We start from the raw sequence: 2111 nt of genomic DNA on the forward strand, positions 1-2111 counted from the left end.
AGGTGAGAGCCTTCCCTACCCCTATTGTCCTTATATCTCAGAATAGGCAAAATCAACATTGAACTAAACTACCAGATGTAACCGCTACCGTTGCTCACAATGGTTCAGCTTACAACTCCATTGTGAGCAATGTCAAACAGATTCTAACTTTACATTCAATAGTATTTAAATCTGTCATTAATTATTTATAATACAACAATGTTGAAGGCAACTTTTAGAATACTCTTAAAACTTATACTCGTAGCAATGATGTTCGGTTTCTTAATGGCAGAAACCTGTAAGGATGATGTGGTAGAGGAATATTTAATAAATGTTCACACGGGGAGATATTTTAAAGGAACCGGCCACAGTGAAGAGGTGATACTCGATGGTTCTGACTATAAGTTTTATAGGGTGAAACTTGATAATTTTACAAAGGATGCCTATGATATTTTAGTTAGTTCACTTGTCATCGGCTATGGTCAACCTTACTGGGACACTCCACATTACTGGCTAAGATTTAGTTATGAAACATTCTCGACCTACTGTACGGAAGTTGACAAAAGCAAGACTGTCATGCCATACATATTACTATCTCCAGATTGGTGGCCTTGGGAATTGGGAAAGCATTTTATTCCAACAATGCGTTCAATAAACCGCTCAAACTATAAGTTTTATTGCTGCAGTGCTGAGCGCCCCAGCCGCGGCTATTCATATTTTGAATATTTTGCAATAGACAATAAAACAAAAACGGGGTATTATTGGAGAACGACAAGGGGGACTATTGACTAAACTGAATATTATTGGGACAGATTAATTTACTCTCTCTATAAATTAACCTGCCCCTTCGATGTCACGCGTGGCTCAGATTGTGGCCGTAAGGTCGGCAACAAGGTCACCCACTTCAACCGTACCCATCCCCATGTGCCCTGCCGCGAGGTTTTTTATGTGTTTGGCAGTAACCTCCATGACGGCCTTCTCTATTGTCTGGCCCGCCTCTGTCTCGCCAAGGTACTCAAGCATCATTGCCCCGGCACATATGGCCGCCAGTGGATTGATGATGTTTTGACCCGTATATTTTGGGGCCGAACCCCCTATTGGCTCAAACATGGACGTGCCCTCCGGGTTTATGTTGCCACCGGCGGCTATCCCCATCCCGCCTTGTATCATAGCGCCGAGGTCGGTTATTATATCCCCAAACATATTGTCTGTGACTATGACATCAAACCATTCGGGATTCTTGACAAACCACATCGTTGTGGCGTCAACATGCGCGTAGTCGGGCTTTATGCCGGGATAGTCCTTTGCAACCTCATAAAAGACGCGCTCCCACAAATCAAAGGCATAGGTCAGAACATTGGTCTTGCCAGAGAGTGTGAGTTTATTTGCCTTGTTGCGCCTTGCCGTATAGTCGAAGGCGTATCTGACGCATCGCTCTACCCCTTTTCTGGTGTTTATGGATTCCTGTATGGCAACCTCGTCCTTTGTACCTTTTTTGAGAAACCCACCGGCACCGGCATATAAGCCCTCTGTGTTTTCTCTTATTACGACGAAGTCTATATCCTCCGGCCCTTTGTCTTTCAGTGGACATTGCACACCGGGGTAAAGTTTAACCGGCCTCAGGTTTATGTACATGTCCAGCTCAAAGCGCAGCCTGAGGAGGATTCCCTTTTCGAGGATACCGGGCTTTACGCCGGGGTGTCCGATTGCCCCCAGTAGCAGCGCCTTGTGCCTTTTCAGTTCCTCTAATGCGCCCTCCGGCAGCGTCTCGCCAGTCCTTAAATACCTTGTACCGTTTAAGTCATAGTCAGTAAAGTTCAGTTTAAATCCAAATCTGGCAGCGGCGGCCTTTAATACCTTAACGCTCTCCCTTATGACCTCAGGGCCGGTGCCGTCGCCACCGATAACGCCTATTTCGTATGTATTGCCGTTCATTTATTTTATCCCTCCTGTTGTCGATTTTGCCATATATGTATAATTGTACCATTTTCAAACAGTTCTGTCATAGATTCAATCAGGGCAATCGCATTTGAAAAATAGAGCAGAAGATACCTATGCAATCATTCCTGTTTTGTCCCTTTCCGTCATTCCGGCTTGTCCGGAATCTTCCCTTTAGTGGGAGTTTCATGATG

2 protein-coding genes are annotated in these 2111 nt (G+C 44.8%); one reads left to right on the forward strand and one right to left on the reverse strand.

Annotation, left to right across the window (positions count from 1 at the left end; genetic code table 11):
• The first annotated feature begins 288 nt into the window (after positions 1-288).
• Positions 289-771: a hypothetical protein gene (locus AB7D94_RS16985; protein WP_420267256.1), complete on the forward strand. Its 483-nt coding sequence runs from the start codon at positions 289-291 to the stop codon at positions 769-771.
• A 72-nt stretch (positions 772-843) separates the two neighbouring features.
• On the opposite strand, the gene AB7D94_RS16990 is transcribed toward AB7D94_RS16985, so the two are convergent.
• A complete protein-coding gene (locus AB7D94_RS16990; RefSeq protein WP_420267257.1) occupies positions 844-1914 on the reverse strand; it encodes a 3-isopropylmalate dehydrogenase in 1071 nt (356 codons plus the stop codon).
• Positions 1915-2111 lie beyond the last annotated feature (197 nt).

This window comes from Candidatus Magnetominusculus dajiuhuensis, from assembly GCF_046044395.1.
In the GTDB taxonomy this organism is placed as follows: Bacteria; Nitrospirota; Thermodesulfovibrionia; order Thermodesulfovibrionales; family Magnetobacteriaceae; genus Magnetominusculus; species Magnetominusculus dajiuhuensis.